Raw genomic sequence first — 20,699 nt, forward strand, 5'->3', positions numbered from 1 at the left:
GCGGAACCAATGGCCGAGACCTATCCCACGCCCCGTTTTGGAGCGCCCCGAGAGCCGAAAACGCCCGTGAATCCGGGCAGCCGGCTCGTGCTGATGCTCGACTTTGTCACCGCCAGCCACGCCCGCGCTGTGGCCTTCCTCGCGGTGTGCGCGCTGCTGCTGTTCCTGCCCGGCTTCTTCACCATTCCGCCGGTCGATCGCGACGAGGCACGCTTTGCCCAGGCCACCAAGCAGATGGTCGAGAGCGGCGACTATGTCGACATCCGCTTCCAGGAGGACGTGCGCTACAAGAAACCCGTCGGCATCTACTGGTTGCAATCCGCCGCTGTCGAAGTCGCCACCGCGTTGAAGCTGCCGAAGGCCGAACTCCGGATCTGGGTCTATCGGCTGCCGTCGCTGCTGGGGGCGATCGGCGCCGTGCTCATGACCTATTGGGCGGCGCTCGGCTTCGTCACGCGGCGCGCCGCGGTCCTTGCCGGCCTTCTGGTGTGCTCCTCCGTGCTGCTCGGCGTCGAGGCGCGGCTCGCCAAGACCGACGCGATGCTGCTGTTCTGCGTAGTTGCCGCAATGGGCGCGATGTCGCGCGCCTATCTGTCCTGGCAGCGCGCCGAGGACGAAACCCATCCGCCCTGGAGCTGGCCCGCGATCTTCTGGACCGCGCTGGCCGTGGGTATCCTGATCAAGGGGCCGCTGATCCTGATGTTCGCGGGCCTGACGATCATCGCGCTCGCGATCCAGGACCGCGATTCCTCCTGGCTGTGGAAGCTCCGCCCGGTCTGGGGCCTGATGTGGATGCTGGTGCTGGTGCTGCCCTGGTTCGTCGCGATCTTCTGGCGCGCGGGCGATGCCTTCTTCGCCGATTCCGTCGGTGGCGACATGCTGAGCAAGATCGGCGCGCAGGAATCCCATGGCGCGCCGCCCGGACTGTACCTGGCGCTGTTCTGGATCACCTTCTGGCCGGGCGCGCCGCTGGCGGCGATGGCGGCGCCTGCGGTGTGGCGGGCGCGGCGCGAGCCCGGCGCGCAATTCCTGCTGGCCTGGTTGATCCCGTCCTGGATCGTGTTCGAGGCGGTGCTGACCAAGCTGCCGCATTACGTGCTGCCGCTCTATCCCGCGATTGCGATCCTGACCGTCGGTGCGCTGGAGCGGAATGTGCTGTCGCGCTCCTGGCTGGCGCGCGGCTCGGCCTGGTGGTTCGCGATCCCCGCGGGCGGCTCGATCATCGCGGTGGTCGGTGCTGTCATGCTGACGCGGCAGCCGGCCTTCGTAGCCTGGCCGTTCATCGCGGCCTCGCTGATCTTCGGCCTGTTCGCCTGGTGGCTCTACGACAACAACCGTGCCGAACGCTCGGTGCTCAACGCGCTGGTCGCGGCGCTGATGCTGGCGGTCGTGGTCTACGGCATCGTGCTGCCGTCGCTGACGCCGCTGTTTCCGAGCATCGAGGTCGCGCGGGCGCTGCGCAACGTCACCTGCGTCGGGCCGAAGGCGGCGTCGGCCGGCTATCACGAGCCGAGCCTCGTGTTCCTGACGGGCACCCAGACGCTGCTGACCGACGGATCGGGAGCCGCCGATTTCCTCAGGCAGGGAAGCTGCCGGTTTGCATTGATCGAGCAGAAGTCAGAGCGCAGCTTCGTGCAACGCGCCGAGGCGATCGGGCTGCGCTACAAGGTCGGTACGCGCATCGACGGCTATAATTTCTCGCAGGGACGCGCGATCTCGATCTCGATCTTCCGCTCCGAGGGCACCGAATAAGATGCCTGTAACGACCACCGTCGCGCCGCGCGCAAGCTACCCTGTGCAGCTGTTCGGGGTGGCGGGACACGCGCTGGCGCAGCTCGTGCGCACGCCGTCGCATTCGCGCCGCGCCGCGGCTGCACGAAAACTGGCGCGGCATTCGCTGTGGCTCAGTGCGGCGGGGGCCGCCTTGATCGTCGTGCTGATGGTCGCGTTCGATCGGACCGAGATCCAGCTGATGCCGGCGCGCGGTACGCCGGCGCTCTGGCCGATCCGCATCCTCACCGATTTCGGCAAGGACGAGAATGTGCTCTCCGTGCTGGGGGTCGTGCTCATCGTATTGGCGCTCGTTGCCGCCGCGATGCACGGCACACGCCGCGCGCTGCTGCTCGGATTCGGCACCCGGCTGCAATATCTGTTTCTGTCCGTTGCCCTGTCGACGTTCGTCACCGATGGCCTGAAATATCTCATTGGCCGCGGCCGTCCGTTCGTCGGCGGCAAGGCCGATCCGTTCAACTTCATCCCGCTCGAGGGGACGGGGGCCTATGCCAGCCTGCCGTCGGGGCATGCGGCGACGGCGTTCGCACTGGCCTTTGCGGTTTCGGCACTCTGGCCGCGCCTGCGCGTGTTCATGTTCACTTACGCAATCGTGATCATACTGACGCGCTTGGTTCTGCTGGCGCATCACCCGAGTGACGTCACGGCCGGTGCGCTGGTCGGCATGGTCAGCGCCATGGCCGTCCGCTACTGGTTTGCGGCGCGCCGGCTCGCTTTTGCCATCCGCGCCGACGGCACCATCGTGCCGCTTCCGGGACCGCTTCCCAGGCGCCTCAAAAGGGTTGCCCGCGGGGCATCTGCCCCATAAAAGCGGCTGCTTGCCGGGGCTGCCGGTTCCCCAGGTCGCAGGCCAATTCCAACCACGAGCTTCGATTTGTCGTCGTCCCAGCCTTCGGTTTCCATCGTCGTCCCCGTGCGCAACGAAGTCGACAACATTGCGCCCCTGATCGAGGAGATCACAGCCGCGCTCGATGGCCGCTGGGCCTATGAGATCATCTATGTCAACGACGGCTCGACCGATGCGACCGGCGAGCGGCTCGCGTCGATCATGGCGCAGCGGGACAATCTGCGGCAGTTGCGTCATGCCAGGTCGGGCGGCCAGTCGGCGGCGGTGCGCAGCGGCGTGCGCGCGGCCCGTGGCGCGATCGTGGCGACGCTCGATGGCGATGGCCAGAACAATCCCGCCTTCCTGCCGGACCTGATCGCGGCGGTCGAGAGGAGCGCGAATGTCGGGCTTGCCGCGGGACAACGCGTTGGCCGCAAGGACACCGGTTTCAAGAAATTCCAATCGCGCGTAGCAAACGGCGTCCGTAATGGCATCCTGAAGGACGGCACGCGCGACACCGGTTGCGGGTTGAAGGCATTCCGGCGCGACGTCTTCCTGACCATGCCCTATTTCGACGGGCTGCATCGTTTCCTCCCGGCATTGGTTCGCCGTGAAGGTTTTGACATCGCCTATGTCGACGTGATCGACCGGCCGCGCCATTCCGGCGTGTCCAATTACGGCTTCTTCGACCGGCTGTGGATCGGGATCATGGATCTCGCCGGCGTGTGGTGGCTGATCCGCCGCAAGAAGCCGACGCCAGAGGTGACTGAGGTGAACGCATGATCATCCAATACGGCCAGGCGCTGAGCAACTATCTCTACGACGTCTTCGTCGCCAAGTTCGATTTCTGGCTGGCCTTCGGCCTGGTCGCGCAATTGTTCTTCACCGCCCGCTTCCTGGTGCAATGGATCGCGAGCGAGCGCGCCGGCAACAGCGTGGTGCCGATGGCGTTCTGGTTCTGCTCGATGGGCGGCGGGTTGATGACGCTGGTGTACGGCGTCGTGAAGCGCGAGCCCGTCATCATCCTCGGGCAGGCGCTGGCGACGATCATCTACATCCGCAACATCATGCTGATCATCAAGAACCGCGGCCGCACGTCGAGGACGCTGGAGCGCTGATCCACGAGGGCGCGGAGACATGCGAATCTCCGGATGGAAATACGCAAATTACCGATAATTCTCTTCGTGTCGGTCCTTCTGGTCGGCCTGATCTCGCTCGGGTTCGGTCTTCTCGATCTTGGCGGCACCATCGCATTTCTCGCGAGAGCCGAGCAGACTGAGGCGCGCTTCGCCGGCGCCGTCGCGCGAAGTGGCGGGAATCACGGCGGGACGTTTCTTTATCCGACCTTTCAATTCGCAACGCGCGACGGCCACGTGATGACGTTCACGTCTTCATCGGGGTCGACTGCACAGCCCTATGCCGATGGTGAGCGGGTCCGGATTGCCTACGATCCGCAGCGCCCCGAAGATGCGCGCCTGCTGTCGTTCCTGACGCTGTGGATGGCCCCGACGCTGCTTTGCGCGGTGGGGCTTTTGCTCTCGGGCGGAGCGGTTTTGGTGCGCACGGTCCTAGCGCGGCAGCGCCGTGGCGCCTGAGGCGGGCAGGGCGGCCGTCTCCGCCTCAGTCTGGCGATAGGGCTGGCCCGCGGCATCCAGCACGGGATAGGCGACCGAGCAGATATGCGAATGGATGCGGCGCAGATCGCGCAGCACGTCCAGGTGCAGCGACGTGGTCTCGATGGTCTCGGGGCGGCCCTCGCGCAGGCGATCGAGATGGCGCTCCACGGCCGCGAGCTCGGTGTTCTTCAGCGCGGTCTTTTCCACCAACAGCTTGCGGGCCTCATTGGCGTCGCCCGACATGAACACGCCGAACGCGATCCGCAGCGAGTCCATCGTGCGCTTGTGGAACGCGGCGAGTTCCTCGGCGCCTTCAGCCGAGAACTGGAGGCGCCGCTTGATCTTCTTGGTGGCGAGCTCGCTCAAATTCTTGTCGATGATGTCGCCGATATGCTCGAGGTTGATGGCGAAGGAGATGATCTCCATCGCACGCCGGCCTTCGCTCTCATCGAGGCTGCCGCGGGTCAGCTTGGTGACGTAGAGCTTGATGGCCTCGTCGAGACTGTCGACGACATTGTCCGTCTTCGAGACCTGGTCGACCAGCGAGCGGTCGCCGGTCATCATCGCGGCCATGACCTTGCGCAGCATGGTTTCGACCAGATCGCCCATGCGCAACGTCTCGCGGGCGGCGTCCGCAAGCGCGAGCGAGGGGCTCTCGAGTGCGGTCTCGTCGAGATAGCGCGGCCGCGCGGGATCGGTTTCCTGCACGCGATCGGGCAGGAGCCGGGTCAGCAGGCGCGACATTGGGTCGAGCAGGCCGATGAAGATGACGGCCGTGCCGACGTTGAAGGCGATGTGGAACGCCGCGATCATCTTGGCGAGATCGGGCTGCCAGGCATGCATGTGACCCGCGATCGTGCCCAGGAACGGCAGCACGAGCGCAATGCCGATGACGCGGTTGACGAGATTGCCGACCGGCAAGCGATAGCTCGCGGGATCGTCGCGCCTTGCGCCTTCGAACACGGGGTTGACGGCGCTGCCGAGATTGGCCCCGAGCACCAGCGCCAGCGCCGCATCGGGCGTGATGAATTGCGAGTAGGCCAGCGACATGATCAGCAGCACGCTGGCGACGCTCGAATGCACGGCCCAGGTCAGAAGCCCGGCGACGATGATGCACAGAACGGGGTCGCCTGTGATCGCCGACATCACGACGCGCACACCGGGTGCGTTCTCCGCCGGCGCCAGCGTGTCGAGCAGGATGTGCAGCGACAGCAACATCAATCCGAGGCCGATTGCGATACGGCCGATGTCCTTGATCCGCGAGCGCGGGCCGGAGCGGAAGGCGACGAGGCCGAGCACGAACAGCACGGGCGCGACCGCTGCAATGTTGAACGACAATGCCTGCACGATCAGCGTCGTGCCGACATTGGCCCCCAGCATGATGGCGAGCGCGGCGACGAGGCTGAGCAGGCCCTCCGCGGCAAAGGAGCTGGTGAGGAGCGCGGTCGCCGTGCTGCTCTGAAGCAGTGCGGTGAGTCCCAGCCCGGCTGCAAACGCGCTGAAGCGATTGCCGAGTGCCTTGCCGAGCAGGCGTCGCAGATCGGGGCCAAAGGCGCGCAGGATGCCGCTCTGGACCATGTGCAGGCCCCACAGCAGCAACGCCACGCCGCCCATCAGATCGAGCAGAACCAACGTTCCCATGCTCCGTGTCCGGATGAGAGTCGAAGGGATTCAGGCTAGCGCCAAACGCCAGCGGATCAAACCCTTTGTTGGCGCGTCGGCGTTAACGCCTGCGGTCCTTGCTCGTTCCCGCTGCGGCGCGCTCTGGCGCGTCCGCAGGCGAGATGCCTCGTGAGCAGGCTCACATTGCCGCTTTGAGGGCAGCGAAGCCGCGATCGAGATCGGCCTTGAGATCGTCGGTGCTCTCCAGCCCGATATGCAGGCGCAGTGTCGGGCCACCGGGCGCCCATTTCGTCGCCGTACGATAGTCGTTGCAGTCGAAGGGAATCGCGAGGCTCTCGAAGCCGCCCCAGGAAAAGCCCATGCCGAACAGTTTGAGCGTGTTGAGCATGGTGTCGACGGCCGTCTGCGGCGCCGGCTTCAGCACGATGCTGAACAGGCCTGAGGCGCCGGTGAAGTCGCGCTTCCAGATGGCATGGCCCGGGTCGGTCTCGAGCCCCGGATGCAGGACGCGAGCGACCTCAGGGCGGCCAGCGAGCCAGCGCGCCATGTCGAGGCCCGAGCGATGATGCTGCGCGAGCCGCACCGACAGCGTGCGCAGGCCGCGCAGCGCAAGGAAGACGTCGTCGGGACCGGCGCAGACGCCGAGCAGGCGGATGCCTTCGGTAATCTGCGGCCAGGTCCTGGCGTTGGCCGAGATCGTGCCGAACATGATGTCGGAATGGCCGCCGATGTATTTGGTCGCGGCCTGCATGCTGATGTCGACGCCCTGCTCGAGCGAGCGGTGATAGAGCGGCGTCGCCCAGGTGTTGTCGTCGATGACGAGCGCGTCGCGCGCATGGGCGACGTGGGCGATGGCGCGGATATCCGGCATCTCGAACGATTGCGAGCCGGGCGCCTCGACCAGCACAGCGCGGGTGTTGGGCTTGAACAGCTTCTCGATGCCGGCGCCGATCAGCGGATCGAAATAGGTGGTCTCGATGCCGAGGCGGGCCAGCATGCCGTTGCAGAAATTGCGCGTGGGACGATAGACATTGTCGCAGACCAGGATGTGGTCGCCGGTCTTCAAGACCGCGAGCAGGGTGGTCGAGATCGCCGACAGGCCTGACGGGACGATGCCGACGCCGGCGCATTGCGGCCCCTCCAGCGCCATCAGCGTATCCTGGAACGCCCGGGTGGTCGGGCTGCCGTGGCGGCCATAAGTAAACTCGCCGCGATGGGCGTGCAGGTCCTCGGCGGTCGGATAGAGCACGGTCGAGCCGTGGAACACAGGTGGATTGACGAACCCCTTCTGCGCCTTGGTGTCGCGGCCGGAGGTGACCAGCCGGGTTTCGGCGTGCTGCTGTGCGGGGTGCGAGGAATCCATGCGACTGCTTTCAAAAAAGCGTTTCCGCCGGCGCGGATCGCGCGGTCGGGGCGGCCTGGAGGCCGCTGACGTTAATAACAGAACACAGAAGAGTCCCGTCAACCCCTTGACCCGGCTCGCCAGTCGTTCTGTGATGCGCAGGTGCTATTCAGTCGCCGCATGTTGAGGGGCCTGCCGCGACCTTCGATCCATCGTCTGACCGGACCTTGCGCCACAGCCACAACGGCGGGCGCCTGCGGCGAGGATTAAGGTATGGCCTCCCAGCATCGGCGAGTGTTCGGCAAGGTATTCCAGCATGACTCTTGCAAGGCTGCCCTTTGTGCAGGGAAAGTCTTGGCAGAGACACCGTTCCTGACGTTGAGATGACTTTGAAAGGCTTGAAGCCCATGAAACGCGTAACCCTGGCTCTCTCTCTTGCTCTCGCCGCCGGCCTCTCTGCCCAGGCCGCCGACGCGCAAACGCTCAAGACCGTCAAGGATCGGGGCACACTGTCCTGCGGCGTCAGCCAGGGCCTGCCCGGCTTCTCCTCGCCCGACGACAAGGGCAACTGGACCGGCCTCGACGTCGATGTCTGCCGCGCCATTGCGGCTGCGATCTTCAACGATCCGACTAAAGTCAAATACGTGCCGACCTCGGCCAAGGACCGCTTTACCGCGCTGCAGTCCGGCGAGATCGACGTGCTCTCGCGCAACACCACCTGGACCATCTCGCGCGACACCTCGCTCGGCGCCAACTTCACCGGCGTGACCTATTATGACGGGCAGGGCTTCATGGTGAAGAAGTCGCTCAAGGTGAACTCCGCACTGGAACTGAACAGTGCCTCGGTCTGCGTGCAGACCGGCACCACCACCGAGCAGAACCTCGCCGACTACTTCAAGGCCAACAACATGAAGTACGAGGTGATCGCGTTCGGCACCAACGACGAAACCGTCAAGGCCTACGAGGCCGGCCGCTGCGACGTCTTCACCACCGACCAGTCGGGCCTCTACGCCAACCGTCTGAAGCTCGCCAATCCCAACGACCATATGGTTCTGCCGGAGATCATCTCGAAGGAGCCGCTCGGACCGATGGTGCGCCATGGCGATGACCAGTGGTTCGACATCGTGAAATGGACGCTGTTCGCCATGATCACCGCCGAAGAGCTCGGCGTGACCTCGAAGAACGTCGACGAGAAAGCCAAGATGGAGACTCCGGAGCTGAAGCGCGTGCTCGGCACCGACGGCAATTTCGGCGAACAGCTCGGCCTGACCAAGGACTGGGTGATCCGCATCGTCAAGGCCGTCGGCAATTACGGCGAAGTGTTCGATCGCAACGTCGGCGCCGGCTCGCCGCTCGCCATCAACCGCGGTCTCAACAATCTCTGGAACAAGGGTGGTCTTCAGTACGCGCCGCCGATCCGCTGATTCCGCCCGATCGGTCGGCACACGGCAATGAGCACCGAGGCTCGTAAACCGCCGCTCCAGATCGCCCTGAAGATCAGGCGCCTTCTGGGTGGCAAGGCAGGCTGGAACGGCGTCGCCGTCCAGTTTGCCTTCGCGGCGGTGCTGGGCTGGATCGCCTACGAGATCATCTCGAACGCGCGCACCAACGTCGAGAACCAGCACATTGCCACCGGCTTCGGTTTCCTTTCGAACAACGCCGGCTTCGACGTCAACCAGACCCTGATCTCCTATACCGGCTCCGACACGTTCCTGCGGGTGTTCGTGGTCGGCCTATTAAATACGTTCGTCGTCTCTGTGGTCGGCATCGTGTTCTCCACGGTGATCGGCTTCATCGTGGCGCTGTGCCGGCTGTCGCCGAACTGGCTGGTGTCGCGCGTCGGCGAGATCTATGTCGAGATCATCCGCAACCTGCCGCTGCTATTCCAGATCCTGTTCTGGTACCTGGCGGTGTTGGCGGCGCTGCCCAATCCGCGACAGAGCATCTCGTTTCTCGGCATCGCCTTCATTAGCAATCGCGGTCTCGTCATTCCGCAGCCGATCGGCCAGGCCGGTCTGGAGCCGTTCCTGGCGGCGCTGGCCTTGGGCATCTTGGCGGCGCTGGCCTTGCGCGTCCACGCGCGACGAGCGCTGTTCCAGCGCGGGCAGATGATCCGCATCTGGCCTTACGCGCTGGGCCTCGTCATTGGGCTGCCGCTTGTGACGATGCTGGTGTTCGGTCTGCCGTTTACGGTCGAGCTGCCGCAACTCAAGGGATTCAATTTCGCCGGCGGCGCGCGCATCATCCCGGAATTCGTAGCGCTGACTCTAGCGCTGTCGACTTACACTGCGGCTTTTATCGCCGAGATCGTGCGCGCCGGTATCCTGTCCGTCCACGCCGGCCAGATGGAGGCGGGGGCCTCGCTCGGCCTCAGCCGTGGCACCACACTGCGGCTGATCGTGGTGCCACAGGCGATGCGCGTGATCGTGCCGCCGCTGACCAACCAGTACCTCAACCTCACCAAGAATTCCTCGCTGGCGGTCGCGATCGGCTATCCGGATCTCTTCTCGGTGTGGGCCGGCACGTCGCTCAGCCAGACCGGCCAAGCGATCGAGATCATCACCACGACGATGGGCGTCTACCTCCTGATCTCGCTCATCACCAGCGCCGTCATGAGCGTCTACAGTTGGCGCCTCAGCCGGAGTCTCGGCGCATGACCGACATCACCGCGTCATCCTTCGTCCGCGATGACCTGGTCGCCGAGCGGCCCGCGCCGGTGAAGACCACCGGTTTTGTCGGCCTGCTGCGCACCCGCCTGTTCAATTCGCCGACCAACATTCTCCTGACGATCCTGGGCGCGCTGCTGCTCTGGTTCACCATCATTCCATCCGTCAGGTTCCTGATCGTCGATGCGGTCTGGAGCGGCCAGGATCGGACGGCTTGCCTCGCTGAGAACGCCGGATTCGCCGTCGGCGCCTGCTGGCCCTACATCCAGGCCAAGCTGCCGCAGCTGATCTACGGCTTCTATCCCGAGGCCGAGCGCTGGCGGGTCAATCTCGCGCTGATCCTGGCGGCCGCGCTGCTGCTGCCGCTGCTGATCCCGCGCCTGCCGGCCAAAGGCCTCAACGCCAGCCTGTTCTTCTTCGCCTTTCCGGTCGTCGCGTTCTTCCTGTTGCATGGCGGCGGCATCAGCGGCTTCGGCCTGAGCTGGACTGCCGGCCTGCTGGAACTGTTCGACGACAGCATCGTCAGCGCCGGGCAGGTGCTGCTCAGCCTGAGCAAGACATCGGCGATCGCGCCGCTGCTGTGGGTTGTCGGCAATCTCATCGTGCTGGTTGGCACCGCGATTCATTGGCTGATCTTCCCGTTGACCTGGCTGCGCGACCAGATCCAGGCGTCAGGGCAGTCGGTCTGGCTCGATTTTGCCATCACGACGGCGTTCGTCTCGTTGATCGCCTTTGTCCTCAGTGGCGGCATGCGCACGGGATGGCGCGCGCTCGCCTCGAGCATCGCCACCTTCGTCGCCATCGCAATCGTTATCAAGCTGATGGGGCTCGACCGCGGCGGTCTGCCGATCGTCGCGACCAATCTCTGGGGCGGCCTCCTGGTGACGCTGGTGGTCTCCGTGACCGGCATCGTCACCTCGCTGCCGATCGGCATCGCGCTGGCCCTCGGTCGGCGCGCCTCCATCCCGCTGATCCGGATCTTCTCGATCGCGTTCATCGAGTTCTGGCGTGGCGTGCCACTGGTCACGGTGCTGTTCTTCGCCACCTACATGCTGCCGCTGTTCCTGCCGGGCAATTTCACCGTCGACGGCCTGGTGCGCGCGCTGATCGGCATCGCGCTGTTCACGGGCGCCTACCAGGCCGAGAACGTCCGCGGCGGCCTTGCTGCGATCCCGCGCGGGCAGGGGGAGGCAGCGGCGGCGCTCGGGCTGTCCTGGTGGAAGACCACGTCGCTGATCGTGCTGCCGCAGGCGCTGCGGCACGTCATCCCGAACCTCGTCAACAGCTTCATCTCGCTGTTCAAGGATACCTCGCTGGTGTCGATCGTCGCGCTGTTCGATCTGCTGGGTTCGCTGCGTGCCTCGTTCGCCGACCCCAAATGGTCGACGCCCTCGACCTTGTTCACCGGCTTTGCCTTCGCCGGGATCATCTACTTCATCTTCTGCTTTGGAATGTCCCGCTACTCGCTCTTCGTCGAGCGCCGCCTCAACGCCCACCGCCGCAACTGATCGAGCTCACCATGACCGCAGATCCCATCGTCAACATTTCCGGCCTCAACAAATGGTACGGCGAATTTCACGTGCTGCGCGACATCGACCTCGAGGTCAACAAGGGCGAGCGCATCGTGATCTGCGGCCCCTCGGGGTCCGGCAAATCGACACTGATCCGCTGCATCAATGCGCTCGAGGAATTCCAGGAGGGCGAGATCGTCGTCGACGGCATCGAACTCGGGCCGAACCTCAAGCATGTCGATGCGGTGCGCCGCGAAGTCGGCATGGTGTTCCAGAGCTTCAATCTGTTCCCGCACCTCACCGTGCTGGACAATTGCACGCTGGCGCCGATCTGGGTGCGCAACATCCCCAAGAAGGACGCCGAGGAGACCGCGATGAAATTCCTGGAGCGGGTCAAGATCCCGCACCAGGCCAACAAGTTTCCGGGGCAGATGTCCGGCGGGCAGCAGCAGCGCGTCGCGATCGCGCGCGCGCTCACCATGAACCCGAAGGTGATGCTGTTCGACGAGCCGACCTCGGCGCTCGACCCCGAGATGGTCAAGGAGGTCCTCGACACCATGGTCGACCTGGCCGACGAGGGCATGACCATGCTGGTCGTCACCCACGAGATGGGCTTTGCCAAGGAGGTCGCCAACCGCGTGGTGTTCATGGATGCCGGCCAGATCATCGAGGCCAACACGCCGAACGAGTTTTTCGCAGCCCCCCAGCATGCGCGGACGAAGCTTTTCCTGAGTCAGATCTTGCGCTGATCTCGTAGGATGGGCAAAGGCGCCCTTGCGCCATGCCCACCCTCCGTCCTCAACCTTGGCAAACCTGGGCTCGACCTCGTCGGAGCTTCGTAATCTCTCCTCAACCATATCCACGGTTGCGCGTCCGCCGCTTCACGCGTCCGAAAGTTCTTTCTGCACCTATGGCCTGAAAACGGAGGCGCTCGTGCTGGACCTCGTATTCGGCCTCAATACCCGCCTGGGGCGTTTGCAGTTCTTCCTCGCCACGCTCGTGCTCGCGGTGGTGATGACTGCGATCTGCTTCGTGGTCGCGATGTCGGTGCTGCGCAACGTCAATTCGGCCAACATCCGCCCCGATGATCTCCTAAAGAACGGGGGAATCATCGCGGCGATGGCGTTCTTCGCAATTGCGACGATCGAACTGTACTCGATGCGCTTCCGCGACATCGGCTGGGACCCGGTCTGCGTCGTCCCGGCCTGGATCGCGTTGATGATCGTCGACTACGTCGTTGCGATGAAGTTTCCGGCCTATGCGCTTGGCCAGGAGCACACCGGCACGGTCGTCGGCAGCATTTCCAATCTCGTGCTGACGCTGGCGCTGTTGTTCTGGCCGAGCCGCGACCGCTACACCTGAAGCGAGCGGTCGCCGCCATCCCGACCCTAGACGAACGGCAGCTTGATGTTGCTGCGCTTCTCCAGCCATTCCGGCACCGGCAGGTTCTTGGCCCGCATGAAGTCGGCGTTGAACAGCTTCGACTGATAGCGGCTACCGGAATCGCAGAGAATGGTAACGATGGTTTTGCCGGGGCCAAGCTGCTTGGCGAGCCGCATCGCGCCGACGATGTTGATGCCGGTGGACCCGCCGAGGCAAAGGCCTTCGTGCTGCAGCAGCTCGTAGATCACCGTGACGGCTTCCGCATCGGGAATGAGATAGGCGTCGTCGACCTTGGCGCTCTCGACGATCGCGGTTTTCCGGCCGAGCCCGATGCCTTCCGTGATGGAGTCGCCGGGCGTTGCCTTGGCTTCGCCGGTCCTGAAATATTCAAACATGCCGGCGCCGTGCGGATCGGCGCAGGCGATCCGGATATCCTTGTTCTTCTCTTTCAGAAAACGGCTGGTGCCGGCAAGCGTGCCGCCGCTGCCGACCGAGCAGACGAAGCCGTCGATCTTGCCGCCGGTCTGCTGCCAGATCTCGGGACCGGTCGAGTCGTAATGCGCCTTGGCGTTGTCGAGATTGTTCCACTGGTCGGCGAACAGCACGCCGTTTGGCTCGGTCTTGCGCAGCTCGTCGGCAAGACGGCGGCCGACATGCTGGTAGTTGTTCGGATTGGAGTAGGGCAGGGCCGGCGATTCCAGCAGTTCGGCGCCGCACAGCTTCAGAAAATCCTTCTTCTCCTGGCTCTGCGTCTCCGGGATCACGATCAGCGTGCGATAGCCGCGCGCGCTCGCCACCACCGCAAGACCGATGCCGGTGTTGCCGGCGGTCGCTTCCACCACGAGACCGCCCGGCTTCAGCTCGCCGCGCTTCTCGGCTTCCTGGATCATCCATTTGCCGGCGCGATCCTTGACCGACTGGCCGGGATTCATGAACTCGGCCTTGCCAAGAATGGTGCAGCCGGTCAGTTCGGACGCGCGCTTGAGCTTGATGAGCGGGGTGTTGCCGATGGCGTCGACAACGTCGTTTTTGATGGTCATGTCAGGCAATTACCGGCTGGATGCGAGAAGTCACCAGACCCTAAAGTAGGGTCGCCGGGCTTACAAGCGACCCCTTGCAAGGCGAGGGCGCAAACCCTTATTGCTGCTTTGCGAAGATGACCTGCCGGACGTCGATATTGCCGGACAGGAATCCGGCCTCGCAATAGGCGAGATAATACTCCCACAGCCGCCGGAACCGGTCGTCGAAGCCCAGCGGGACCAAGCCCGGCCACGCCGCGCGAAAGTTATTTCGCCAGGTGGCAAGCGTCTTGGCATAATCTTGCCCGAAGATGCGCTCGCCGATGACGGGGACGTTGAACCGGTCACCGAGCGACTTCAGCACCGCCGGCGAGGGCAGCATGCCGCCGGGAAACACGTAGCGCTGGATGAAGTCGACCTCGCGCCGGTAGCCCTGGAACAGCTTGTCCTGGATCGTGATGGCCTGGATGCCGGCCAGCCCGCCCGGCAGCAGCCGGTCGCGCAGCTGGGCGAAATAGCGCGGCCAGAACTGCTCGCCGACCGCCTCGATCATCTCAATCGACGCGATCCGATCGTAGCGATCCCGCTCGTCGCGATAATCCTGCAGCCGGATCTCGACCTTCTCCGCGAGGCCGGCTTCGTGGATGCGCTTGCGCGCAAAGTCGCGCTGCTCGGTCGAGATCGTGAGGCCGACGACGCGCGCGCCAAACGTCTTGGCGGCGAATTCGGCGAAGCCGCCCCAGCCGCAGCCGATCTCGAGCAGCTTCTGGCCGGGCTTCAGGTCGAGCGCTTCGGCGAGGCGGCGATATTTGTTGGTCTGCGCGGCCGTGAGGTCCGTGGTGGTCTCGTCGTACAGGGCTGAGGAATAGGTCATGCTCGGATCGAGCCAGGCCGAGTAGAACGCATTGCCGATGTCGTAATGGGCGTGGATGTTGCGCCTCGCCTGGCGGCGGGTGTTGCGGTTGAACCAGTGCTGGACCATCTGGACGAACCGCATCAGCGGCTTGTCACGCAGCATCGCCTGGATCAGATCGTGGTTGACGCAGAACAGGTAGAGAAACTGCGTCAGGTCCGGCGTATCCCAATCGCCGGCCAGATAGGCTTCTGCGATGCCGATATCGCCGCCATTGATCAGCCGCGCGGCGACGCTGTAATTGTGGAGGCGCATCGCTGCCTTCGGGCCCGGCTCGTTTCCGCCCAGCCGGATCAAGCGCCCGTCGGGCAGCGTGACGTCGAGCGTACCGCGCCGCAGTCGCGCCCCGAAGGCCAGCGCAAGGCGGACGATGCGCGGCAGGTCGGCAAACACTGTTTCGACGTCGTCGGGCGTCACCGAGATGGCATTCGACATCGGAAAATCCATCAACTGAACGGATACTGTCCGACCGCGAGCCGAGCGCGCCTATCCCGCTTCTATCGCTGGACCCGTGCGCGCCCCGCAACCGGTCAGCTATCAGCAATATAGGGATGCACTTTGTCGTGCGCCAAGGTGGTTTCGCCGTTACGCTGCTCTGCGGCATTCGGCCGTGGCACCAGCCGGACACCCTTCAGCCAAAGCCGTAGCGCCTCCCAGTGGATCGCCGCCATCACCTTGAGGCTGACGAGCGGCAACGCAACGAACGACCGCAGCAGGGCAGCGGAAGTCAGGGCGCGGCGGCGGCCGCTGAAGGTCGCCGCGAGCAGCGGGCCGTCGCGGTCGGTCTCCAGAATGCGCAGCTTGACCGTGTCGGACGGTGGCAACACCCGAAAACGGTAGCGCATCGCCATCGGCATGAAGGGTGAGACGTAGAACAGTTTGTCCTGCTGCTGCCGCAGGCCCGCATCGGTCCATTCACCCGGCTGCACCGGCAGGATGTATGGATGAATCTCACCAAAAGTGTTGCGCACCTCGTAGATCATCAGCGCCAGTTGGCCATCTGCGCGATAGCAGAAGTAGACCGAGAGCGGGCTGAAGCCGTAGCCGAGCAGGCGGGGATAACAGAGCAGCTCGACCCGGCCGCCACCGAGATCGATGCCGTGTGCGGCAGCGCGGCCCTCCGCATAGGCGCGCAGCGAGGAGCCGTCGCGCGGGCCGTGGTCTTTCTCGTGAAAACTGTAGAGCGCAGCGCGGTTGATGCCGAACAGCGCCGTCTGCCGGTCGGCCTCGCCAAGCCGGTCGAGATCAATCAGCAGGCTCATGACGCGGTAGCTGAAGCGATGGCCCGTCGGCTTCAGCCGCGCATGCATGACGTCGCCGAAATAGAGCGAAGCGGCGTCGGTCGCGGGAAGGGCTCTCGTCTCCATCGCGCTACTCCGCGGCCTCCGCGAGCTCGACTGGTGCCGCGCGCCATGGCGCGGTCGCCCCGAGCGCCTCGGCGACGCCAAGGGCCGAGCGCAGGCCATCCTCGTGAAAGCCATAGCCGGTCCAAGCGCCGCAGAACCAGGTGTGCTGCGTCCCCTGGATTTCGCCAAGCCGCTTCTGCGCGGCGAAGGCCGCCGCATTGTACTGCGGATGCTCGCAGAGGTAATGGCCGAAGGTGAGCTCGGGCGCGGGCTCGAACGGCGGGTTGAGGCTGACGAACAGCGGCATGCCGGGATCGATGCCCTGGAGGTTGTTCATCCAGTAGGTCACCGCGACGTCGTTTGTCGCATCTCCCTCACGCTGCCAGCGCAGGAAATTCCAAGACGCCCAGGCATGCCGGCGCTTCGGCATCAGCCTGACGTCACGATGGAGATAGACCCTGTTCGGGGAATAACGGATGGCGCCGAGGATGTCCCGCTCGCGCGGGTCTGCGTCGGACAGCATCGCGAGCGCCTGGTCGCTGTGGGTGGCGATCACCACGTGATCGAATGTCTCGCACCCACCGTGGCTGTCATGGACGACGACGCCATGAGGACTGCGCTCGACCGACGTGACCGCGCAGCCGAGCCGGACGCGATCCTTGAACCCGGCCTGCAGCCGCTCGACATAGCGCCGGCTGCCGCCCTTGACCGTACGCCAGACCGGCCGGTCGTAGTGCAGCAGGCGATGATTGTCGAAAAAGGTGACAAAGTTCTCGGCCGGAAAGTCGAGCATCTCGTTCGCAGGCGCGGACCAGATCGCGGCGCCCATCGGTGCGAGATAGTCGGTCAGCAGCCGTTTGGAGAAACGCCGTTGCCTGAAGTAGTCGCCGAGTGTCAGCCCGCTCAGGCGGCCGTCGCGCAAATCGTCGACACTTTGCCGACCGAATGTCGGGATCTCCGTGAGCATCCGCAGATAGGACGGAGAGAGCAGGTTGCCAGCCTGCGCAAACAGGCCTGCCGCCGTCTCCCGCCAGTCATTGCCGCCGCCGCGCCATTCGAACCGGCCGCGGTCGGCTGAGACGGCAAAGCTCATGCAGCTCGCCACCGTCTCGACGCCGAGATGGGCGAACATTGCGGTCAGGTCGGGATAGTTGAGCTCGTTGTAGACGATGAAGCCGATATCGACCGCGACCGGCGTGCCCTTGTAGTCGATGGTGACGGTGTGGCTGTGGCCGCCGGGGCGCAGCTCGCGGTCATAGACCGTCACCGGATAGCGCTGCGAAAGCGTCCAGGCCGCCGCGTTGCCGGCGATGCCCGTTCCGATGACCGCGATGCGCATGTGTGAAAGTGTCCCTGCCTCGTGTGAAGCAAGCTACGGTGCGTTGCGGTGCAGGTTTCAGTGGAGCAAAGGCGGCGTCCGCTGGTCTCGCGGCCAGTGTGGCCGCAATATCACATGAAATCTTGGTAAGCTTGAACGCGCTTCGGAGTGGCACGGCAAATCAAAAAGTCCCTGCGAGACAGTAGCTTTTTGTATTTTCGTTGTCTCGAACCGGCTGTGATCGGGCGTGCTTTTCGCAGGTGCGGGACTGTCCCGCAGTTCCGCACCCGGCTAGGATGAAATTCAGGTTCCGCAGAAAGCATCACGCTGTGATCGAGCTACAGAAAGGCCTCCAGCCGCCCGCCCGCGAATCGGCTAATCCGGCCGCGCGGTGGCGGCGTGATCTGCCTGGCAGGGGGTGGATGTGACACAGCGGGTTCCGGCCGTCGCGAAGCGGCAATTCCTCGGGTCTGCGTCGCGAACGCTGCGTGCGGTCGCCGTGGTGTGCCTGGCTTCGAGCTCGGGCGCCTGCGTCCTGACCCAGGACCTTCCCGATCCCGCACTCGATGTCCCCACACAATACAAATACGCCGGGAAGGCGGATGCGCCGCCGACGCTGGATTGGTGGCGCGGCTTCCGCTCGACCGAACTGACGCAGCTGATGGAGGAGGCGCAGACCGTCAACCTCGACATCGCGGCCGCGGTCTCGCGGATCGTGGAGGCCGACGCCCAGGCGCGCCAGGCGGGCGCGGCACTGCTGCCCAGCCTGTCGGGAAGCGGTTCGGAGACGTATTCGCGCACGTCCGGCTCGAGCGCGTCGGGCCTGACCAATGGCGGCCGTGAAGTCGTCAACTATTCCGCGTCGCTGAGTGCCAGCTATCAGCTCGATTTCTGGGGCCAGAACCGCGACGCCTTGCAGACGGCGGAGGAGACCGCCAACGCCAGCCGGTTCGACCGCGACACCGTCGCGCTGACGACGCTCGCAGCCGTCGCCAATGCCTATTTCCAGGTGCTGTCCTCGCAGGACCGCCTGCGCACCGCCCAGCGCAACATCGCCAGCGCCCAGCGCATCCTCGATGCCATCCGGGAGCGCCGCAAGGCCGGCACCGGCACCGATCTCGACGTCGCCCAGCAGGAGAGCGTGCTGGCCAACCAGAAGGCGCTGGTGCCACCGCTGCGCCAGACCCTCGACCAGAACACCAATGCGCTGGCGGTGCTGGTGTCGCGTCCGCCGGAGAGCGTGCGCCTCGCGGGCGGCTCGCTGGACCGGATCGCGATCCCGCGGGTCACGCCCGGCCTGCCGTCCGAGCTCCTGACCCAGCGGCCGGACATCCGCCGGCAGGAGGCGCAGCTCGCCTCGGCCACCGCCAATATCGGCAATGCGCGTGCGCAGTTCTTCCCGACCATCCAGCTCACCGGCAATGGCGGCTATCAGAGCTCGGCGCTGGTCTCGCTGTTCCAGCCGCACGCGGCGTTCTTCCAGCTGGTCGGCAGCGCGACCCAGCCGATCTTCGACGGCGGCAAGATCCTCGGCAATTTCGAGTACGCGAAGGCGCGGCAGGAGGAGCTGCTGCAGACTTACCGCAAGACCATCGTCCAGGCCTTCACCGACGTCGACAATGCGCTGTTCTCGATCAAGCAGACCACGATCAAGCTGCAATTGCAGCGCGATGTCGTCAACGCCTCGCGGCGCGCCTTCGACCTCGCGGAGCAGCAGCTGCGCGCCGGCACGGCCGATATCGTCACCGTGCTCAACACCCAACTGACGCTGTTCCAGGCCGAAGACACCCTGGCGCAGGCGCAGCTCGCACGCCTTCTTGCCATTGTCAGCCTGTATCAGGCGCTTGGCGGCGGCTGGGAGCCGCGAATGGAGAAACCGGTCAATGCTCTTTAAGCCGGATACGAAGGACAACGCGAAACAGGGGACGGCGAAAAAGTCGCGCGGCCGCGGCTTCGTCATGACCCTGATCACGCTCGCGATCCTCGGCGGCCTCGGCTATCTCGGCTGGACCGTGATGCAGCAGAAGCCGCAACAGGCGGCCGGCGGTCGTGGCCAGCAGCGGCCCGATCTGCCGGTGCCCGTGCTGGCGGCGACACCCAAGGTCCAGGACGTTCCGGTCTATCTCGACGGCGTCGGCGCGATCCGCGCGCTCAACACCGTCACCGTTCGCTCGCAGGTCGACGGCAAGCTGATTGCGGTCAAGTTCACCGAGGGCCAGGACGTCAAGAAGGGCGACGTGCTCGGCGAGATCGACCCGGCGCTCTACCAGGCGACCTATGACCAGGCCGTCGCCAAGAAGGCGCAGGACGAAGCCCAGCTCGCCAACCAGCGCATCGACCTGACGCGCTACGAGCAGCTCGCGGCCTCCAATGCCGGCTCGAAGCAGCAGGCCGACACCCAGCGCGCCGCGGTCGCCCAGACCGAGGCGCTGGTCAAGGCTGACCAGGCCGCGATCGACAACGCGGCGGCGACGCTGAGCTACACCAAGATCGTGGCGCCGCTGTCGGGCCGCGCCGGCCTGCGCCAGGTCGACCAGGGCAACATCATCCACGCCGCCGACACCACCGGCCTCGTCGTCATCACGCAATTGCAGCCGATCGCGGTGTGGTTCAGCCTGCCGCAGCAGCAGATCATGCGCGTCAACGCGGCCGCAGCGAAAGGCTCGCTTGCGGTCGACGTGTTCGGCAATGACGGCGTCACGGTGATCGACACCGGCAAGCTCACCGGCATCGACAACCAGGTCGACCAGACCACCGGCACGCTCAAGCTCAAGGCGGAATTCCCCAACGCCAATTACCAGCTCTGGCCCGGCCAGTTCGTCAATGTCCGCCTCAAGGTCGAGACATTGTCGCAGGCGCTGGTGGTGCCGACATCGGCGGTGCAGCGCGGACCGATCGGCACGTTCAGCTATGTCATCGGCGAGGGCGACATCGTCTCGGCCAAGCCGGTGACGGTGACGCAGCAGAATGAGCATGACGCGGTCATTGCGAGCGGCCTTTCGCCGAACGACCGGGTCGTGACCACGGGCTTTGCCAATCTGTCCGACGGCTCCAAGGTGATCGTCGGCCGCGATGAGCAGACGCCCTCGGCCGATCTCGCCCCGCGGAAGCGCACGCGCGCGCCTCAGGGAGACGGGAAGGGCGGTCAGGCCAAGGACGGGCAGAAGGACGGATCGGGCAAGGACGGCGAATTCCGCGCCAAGCGGAAAAGTAGCGAAGGCGACCAGAAGGGGCAGACCGGACCGGCACCGGGGCCAGGAGCAGGTCCGAGTGCAAGTCCAAGTGCAAGTCCGAGTCCGAGTGCATCGGGGGCTGGAGCAAAGCAGCCATGACCCGGACAAAGTC

18 protein-coding genes are annotated in these 20,699 nt (G+C 65.0%); 12 read left to right on the top strand and 6 right to left on the bottom strand.

Features of this window, described 5'->3' with window-relative positions:
• Positions 1-9 precede the first annotated feature (9 nt).
• The 5 genes from NLM31_RS22170 to NLM31_RS22190 all read left to right on the top strand — a co-directional run bounded on the left by NLM31_RS22170 (position 10) and on the right by NLM31_RS22190 (position 4,212).
• Positions 10-1,752, top strand: coding sequence for a glycosyltransferase family 39 protein (locus NLM31_RS22170; RefSeq protein ID WP_254193652.1), 1,743 nt, complete (start codon positions 10-12; stop codon positions 1,750-1,752).
• A gap of 1 nt (position 1,753) precedes the next feature.
• Positions 1,754-2,599, top strand: a complete 846-nt coding sequence (locus NLM31_RS22175; RefSeq protein WP_254131369.1) for a phosphatase PAP2 family protein — start codon at positions 1,754-1,756, stop codon at positions 2,597-2,599.
• A gap of 66 nt (positions 2,600-2,665) precedes the next feature.
• Positions 2,666-3,400, top strand: a complete 735-nt coding sequence (locus NLM31_RS22180; protein WP_254193653.1) for a glycosyltransferase family 2 protein — start codon at positions 2,666-2,668, stop codon at positions 3,398-3,400.
• The gene (locus NLM31_RS22185) at positions 3,397-3,735 is read left to right on the top strand and encodes a lipid-A-disaccharide synthase N-terminal domain-containing protein (protein ID WP_254193654.1); all 339 of its coding nucleotides are present in this window, start codon (positions 3,397-3,399) and stop codon (positions 3,733-3,735) included. The genes NLM31_RS22180 and NLM31_RS22185 overlap by 4 nt, the downstream gene beginning before the upstream one ends.
• Before the next feature lie 33 nt (positions 3,736-3,768).
• Positions 3,769-4,212, top strand: a complete 444-nt coding sequence (locus NLM31_RS22190) for a DUF3592 domain-containing protein (protein WP_254193655.1) — start codon at positions 3,769-3,771, stop codon at positions 4,210-4,212.
• On the opposite strand, the gene NLM31_RS22195 is transcribed toward NLM31_RS22190, so the two are convergent.
• Positions 4,186-5,874, bottom strand: coding sequence for a Na/Pi cotransporter family protein (locus NLM31_RS22195; protein ID WP_254193656.1), 1,689 nt, complete (start codon positions 5,872-5,874; stop codon positions 4,186-4,188). The genes NLM31_RS22190 and NLM31_RS22195 overlap by 27 nt on opposite strands.
• 160 nt (positions 5,875-6,034) lie before the next feature.
• The gene (gene metC, locus NLM31_RS22200; RefSeq protein ID WP_254193657.1) at positions 6,035-7,219 is read right to left on the bottom strand and encodes a cystathionine beta-lyase; all 1,185 of its coding nucleotides are present in this window, start codon (positions 7,217-7,219) and stop codon (positions 6,035-6,037) included.
• 386 nt (positions 7,220-7,605) lie between these two features.
• Between metC and NLM31_RS22205 the strand changes: the two genes are divergently transcribed.
• From NLM31_RS22205 to NLM31_RS22225, 5 genes are all read left to right on the top strand, one after another.
• A complete protein-coding gene (locus NLM31_RS22205) occupies positions 7,606-8,622 on the top strand; it encodes an amino acid ABC transporter substrate-binding protein (protein ID WP_254193658.1) in 1,017 nt (338 codons plus the stop codon).
• Between the two features lie 27 nt (positions 8,623-8,649).
• Complete coding sequence (locus NLM31_RS22210; protein WP_254193659.1) at positions 8,650-9,855, top strand: amino acid ABC transporter permease; 1,206 nt, start codon at positions 8,650-8,652, stop codon at positions 9,853-9,855.
• Positions 9,852-11,372, top strand: coding sequence for an amino acid ABC transporter permease (locus NLM31_RS22215; protein WP_254131378.1), 1,521 nt, complete (start codon positions 9,852-9,854; stop codon positions 11,370-11,372). The genes NLM31_RS22210 and NLM31_RS22215 overlap by 4 nt, the downstream gene beginning before the upstream one ends.
• An 11-nt stretch (positions 11,373-11,383) precedes the next feature.
• Positions 11,384-12,124: an amino acid ABC transporter ATP-binding protein gene (locus NLM31_RS22220; protein WP_254193660.1), complete on the top strand. Its 741-nt coding sequence runs from the start codon at positions 11,384-11,386 to the stop codon at positions 12,122-12,124.
• A 184-nt stretch (positions 12,125-12,308) separates the two neighbouring features.
• The gene (locus NLM31_RS22225) at positions 12,309-12,737 is read left to right on the top strand and encodes a hypothetical protein (protein ID WP_254193661.1); all 429 of its coding nucleotides are present in this window, start codon (positions 12,309-12,311) and stop codon (positions 12,735-12,737) included.
• Between the two features lie 26 nt (positions 12,738-12,763).
• Here NLM31_RS22225 and NLM31_RS22230 read toward each other — a convergent pair whose 3' ends face one another.
• The 4 genes from NLM31_RS22230 to NLM31_RS22245 form a co-directional block, all read right to left on the bottom strand.
• Complete coding sequence (locus NLM31_RS22230; RefSeq protein ID WP_254131381.1) at positions 12,764-13,798, bottom strand: cysteine synthase A; 1,035 nt, start codon at positions 13,796-13,798, stop codon at positions 12,764-12,766.
• A gap of 97 nt (positions 13,799-13,895) precedes the next feature.
• A complete protein-coding gene (locus NLM31_RS22235) occupies positions 13,896-15,125 on the bottom strand; it encodes a cyclopropane-fatty-acyl-phospholipid synthase family protein (protein ID WP_254131382.1) in 1,230 nt (409 codons plus the stop codon).
• Positions 15,126-15,220: 95 nt separating this feature from the next.
• Positions 15,221-16,057: a DUF1365 domain-containing protein gene (locus NLM31_RS22240; RefSeq protein ID WP_254193662.1), complete on the bottom strand. Its 837-nt coding sequence runs from the start codon at positions 16,055-16,057 to the stop codon at positions 15,221-15,223.
• A 4-nt stretch (positions 16,058-16,061) separates the two neighbouring features.
• The gene (locus NLM31_RS22245) at positions 16,062-17,375 is read right to left on the bottom strand and encodes an NAD(P)/FAD-dependent oxidoreductase (protein WP_254193663.1); all 1,314 of its coding nucleotides are present in this window, start codon (positions 17,373-17,375) and stop codon (positions 16,062-16,064) included.
• Between the two features lie 397 nt (positions 17,376-17,772).
• Between NLM31_RS22245 and NLM31_RS22250 the strand changes: the two genes are divergently transcribed.
• Both NLM31_RS22250 and NLM31_RS22255 read left to right on the top strand, forming a co-directional pair.
• Positions 17,773-19,248: an efflux transporter outer membrane subunit gene (locus NLM31_RS22250; protein ID WP_254131385.1), complete on the top strand. Its 1,476-nt coding sequence runs from the start codon at positions 17,773-17,775 to the stop codon at positions 19,246-19,248.
• The gene (locus NLM31_RS22255) at positions 19,238-20,686 is read left to right on the top strand and encodes an efflux RND transporter periplasmic adaptor subunit (protein ID WP_254193664.1); all 1,449 of its coding nucleotides are present in this window, start codon (positions 19,238-19,240) and stop codon (positions 20,684-20,686) included. Before NLM31_RS22250 ends, NLM31_RS22255 begins: the two co-directional genes overlap by 11 nt.
• Positions 20,687-20,699 lie beyond the last annotated feature (13 nt).

The sequence above is a fragment of the Bradyrhizobium sp. CCGUVB4N genome (assembly GCF_024199945.1).
In the GTDB taxonomy this organism is placed as follows: domain Bacteria; phylum Pseudomonadota; class Alphaproteobacteria; order Rhizobiales; family Xanthobacteraceae; genus Bradyrhizobium.